The sequence below is a fragment of the Halapricum sp. CBA1109 genome (assembly GCF_009741825.1).
Classification (GTDB): domain Archaea; phylum Halobacteriota; class Halobacteria; order Halobacteriales; family Haloarculaceae; genus Halapricum.
Genome location: NZ_WPCA01000207.1, coordinates 1 through 3,414, shown reverse-complemented (window position 1 = coordinate 3,414; position 3,414 = coordinate 1). Strand labels below are relative to the sequence as shown.

Here is a 3,414-nt window from a genome sequence, read left to right as displayed (position 1 = left end):
CCATCGGCGTCCTCGTCGGCCCGATAGCGGCCGCCCTGACGCTGCCGGGGTGGCTGATCGGGTACTTCCACGCGCCCCAACTGGACACCAACCCCGTCGGCGCGACGGCGGGCTACCCGCTCGGTATCTCCGTCGCGGCCATCGGTGGGTTCTACGTGCAGGCCGAGACGCTGACGCCCGCCGTCCTCGGGTTCGCAGCCGTCTTCCTGCTCATCCTCTCGGGCATCAAGGTCATCGACGACGCCAAGGACTACGATTACGACCGCTCTATCGCCAAGCGGACGGTGGCGGTGGTCCTCGGCCGCAGGCGCGCCCGACAGGCGGCGTACGGGCTGATGATCGCCGGACTGGTCGCCGTCGCGGCGCTGGCGCTCGTGACCGTCTTCCCGAGAGGCGCCGTGCTGGCCATCGTCCCCTTCGCCGCCGTGGCGCTGCTGGCCCGTCGGGCGGAGCCGAAACTGGCGACGATGTTGCTCGTCCGCGGCTCGTACCTCTTTCTCGCCGTGTTGGTCGCCGTGGTGTGGTTCGAACCACTGGCCTGAGGCGCGCTCCTGTCGAGTCAGACATCTGCCACTCCCGACAGCGTTTTCCGTTCGGAACCGCTTCCTATGGCCGGTATGAACGATCTACGGACCGGATACTCCTACGGCGACGTGATGCTGGTTCCCCAGCGCTCGCCGGTGGATAGCCGGAGCGACGTCGACCTCTCGACGCCGCTGACGACCGGTATCGATCTGGAAACACCGCTGCTCTCGGCGGCGATGGACACCGTCACCGAGTCCGAGGCGGCCATCGCGCTCTCGGCGGCCGGCGGTCTGGGCGTGATCCACCGCTTTCTGACCGCGGAGGAACAGGCCGCGGAGGTCCGTCGAGTCGCCGAGGCCGGCGAGCGCTGCGGTGCCGCCGTCGGAATCGCCGAGGACGCCATCGCCCGCACGGACGCGCTGTGGTCCGCCGGTGTCGACGTCGTCGTCATCGACGTCGCACACGGCCACATGGAGCGGTGTCTCGACGCCGTCGAGCGCCTCAAATCCGAGTTCCCCGACATCGAGTTGATCGCCGGCAACGTCGCGACACCGGAGGGCGCTGCTGACCTCGCCGCCGCCGGCGCGGACGCCGTCAAGGTCGGTATCGGCCCCGGGTCCCACTGCACGACCCGGAAGGTTGCGGGCGTGGGCGTCCCGCAGTTGACGGCCGTCGACGACTGCAGCGACGCCGCTCACGAACAGGGCGTCCCGGTCGTCGCCGACGGCGGCATTCGCTCGTCCGGCGACGCTGTGAAGGCACTGATGGCCGGTGCTGACACCGTGATGATGGGGAGTCTCTTTGCCGGCACCGACGAGGCACCGACCGAGATAGTCGAGGTCGACGGGACCAAGTACAAGCGCTCGCGGGGGATGGCGACGACCGCGGCCAACGAGTCCCGCTCGGACAAGGACGTCGACCCGGAGGCCGACGAGGGCGTCGAGGCCCTCACCGAGTACAAGGGGCCGCTGTCGGACGTGGCGGCGGAGTTCGCGGCTGGCATCCGCTCGGGGCTGAGTTACTGCGGCGGCCACACTATCGAGGCGGCCCGCGAGAACGCCGAGTTCATCGAGATACAGCAGGCGGCCAAGGAACGCGAGGGCGCACACGGCGACCACGACTGGGAGACGCCGAGCGTCGAGGACTGATTACGTCGCCGTCGAGACGATTTTGATCACGTCACCTTCCTCCAGCTGTTGGTCGTCGCTGATCCGCATCGCCTTCCGGGCGTCGACGGCGTGGAGGTAGCCGTCGCCGATGTCCGAGTGGACGGCGTACGCGAGGTCCGTCGGCGTCGACCCCTCGGGCAGGAGGAAGGCGTCGGGGAGGACGCTCCCTTGGCCGTCGGTCCAGTGGGTGTCGTCTTGGACGGGGTAGGCCGTGAAGTGGTCCAACAGGTCGTACACCGCGTAGTCCAGCGACTCCTGTATCCCCGTCCCACCCAGTTCCCCGAGCAGGCCCCTGATCTGATCGAGTCCCGCCCGCTGGGAGTCGCTGAGGTCGCCCAGTATCTCGAAGTCGTCGTCGCCGGGGCGGTACTCGATAGCGCCGGCCTCGTCGGCGCGCCTGAGCGCGAGTTCGCTGTCGGCGCTGGCTGGAATCACCGTTTCGGCGGCCGCCCGCAGGCGCTCGATGTTCTCCTCGGGCGCGATGTCGGCCTTGTTGGCCACGACGACGATGGGCTTGGTCCGCTTTCGAATGTCGCTTGCCAGCGTCTCGCGGTGGTCGTCGGTCCACTGCTGTGGGTCCTCGGGATACTCCATCTCCCGGAGCGTCCGCGAGACGTCCAGTTCCGTCGCGCCGACGCCGGTCAGCATCTCCACCAGCGCGTCGTCGATGTCGAAGTCGGGCGAGCGGGACTGTCGCTCGACGGACTCCCAGTTGCGCTCGACGATGCTCGCTATCCAGAGGTCCATCTCCGTCTCGATGAAGTCCAGATCCTCGACGGGGTCGTGGTCGCCCACCTCGACCGGTTCGCCTTCGGCGTCTGTCGCGCCCGCCGCGTCGACGACGTGGAGGATCACGTCGGCGTTGGTGAGTTCGTCGAGGAACTGGTTGCCCAGCCCCCGCCCCTCGTGTGCCCCGGGGACCAGTCCCGCGACGTCGATCAACTCGACGGGGACGTACCGGATACCGTCGCGGCAGTTGTCGCTGTCACAGCGCTCGTCGAGGGACTGGCAGGGACACTCCGTCCGGACGTGGGTCACGCCGCGGTTGGCGTCGATGGTCGTGAACGGGTAGTTCCCGACGTCCACATCGGCCATCGTCGCGGCGGTGTAGAAGGTAGACTTGCCGGCGTTTGGCTTGCCGGCCAGCGCTATCGAGAGCATACTACCGCTTCCACTGGCGCGGGAAAGCCGTTTTCGGTCCCGCGGCTACCCGGTTCGCGTCACGAAGAAAAGCGGCTCGAACGTTCCGGTCCGATCAGGCGTCGGGGCCGCGCCACTCGTCTAGCTGGGCGGAGCTGTCCTGGTTGCCCTCTTGCCAGAGGACGCGGACGGTGTCGTCGGACTGCGCTGCGTAGGTGATCCCGCTACCGGCTGTAATCCGGCTGTCTTGGCCGAACTCGGAGGCGTCACTCCACGCGTACCGCCCGTTTTCCCCGCCGGCAACGTAGAGGTTCTGTGCGAGGATCCGGTCACCGCCGCTGTGGGTGACTTCGAGGAGGCCGCCGGACGGGGTGTCGCCGAAGCTATCTTGACTGGTGGCGCCCTCGTCGTAGTCGGTAGTAAAGCTCGCTTGCGGTGCCGTCTCGCTGACCGATTCGCCCAGTCCGAGCACGAACGTGGCGATGACGGCTGCGAGGATAACTGTAATCGCAACCATCAGGATCACGCCGATGACCGGACTGACTGCGTCGTCGTCTGTGAATAGCTGTTTCAGTTTCAT

The 3,414-nt window shown here is 67.6% G+C and carries 4 protein-coding genes; 2 read left to right on the top strand and 2 right to left on the bottom strand.

Annotated features, from left to right (window positions below; all coding sequences use genetic code 11):
* A partial coding sequence (locus tag GJ629_RS15115) for a UbiA family prenyltransferase (protein ID WP_197428659.1) occupies window positions 1–542 on the top strand: 542 nt, incomplete at its 5' end.
* Between the two features lie 75 nt (window positions 543–617).
* Complete coding sequence (locus GJ629_RS15110; RefSeq protein WP_157513757.1) at window positions 618–1,673, top strand: guanosine monophosphate reductase; 1,056 nt, start codon at window positions 618–620, stop codon at window positions 1,671–1,673.
* Here the strand turns inward: GJ629_RS15110 and GJ629_RS15105 are convergent, their stop codons facing one another.
* A complete protein-coding gene (locus GJ629_RS15105) occupies window positions 1,674–2,855 on the bottom strand; it encodes a redox-regulated ATPase YchF (protein WP_157513756.1) in 1,182 nt (393 codons plus the stop codon).
* A 94-nt stretch (window positions 2,856–2,949) separates the two neighbouring features.
* The coding region (locus GJ629_RS15100; RefSeq protein WP_157513755.1) for a type IV pilin at window positions 2,950–3,414 on the bottom strand (465 nt) is incomplete at its 5' end.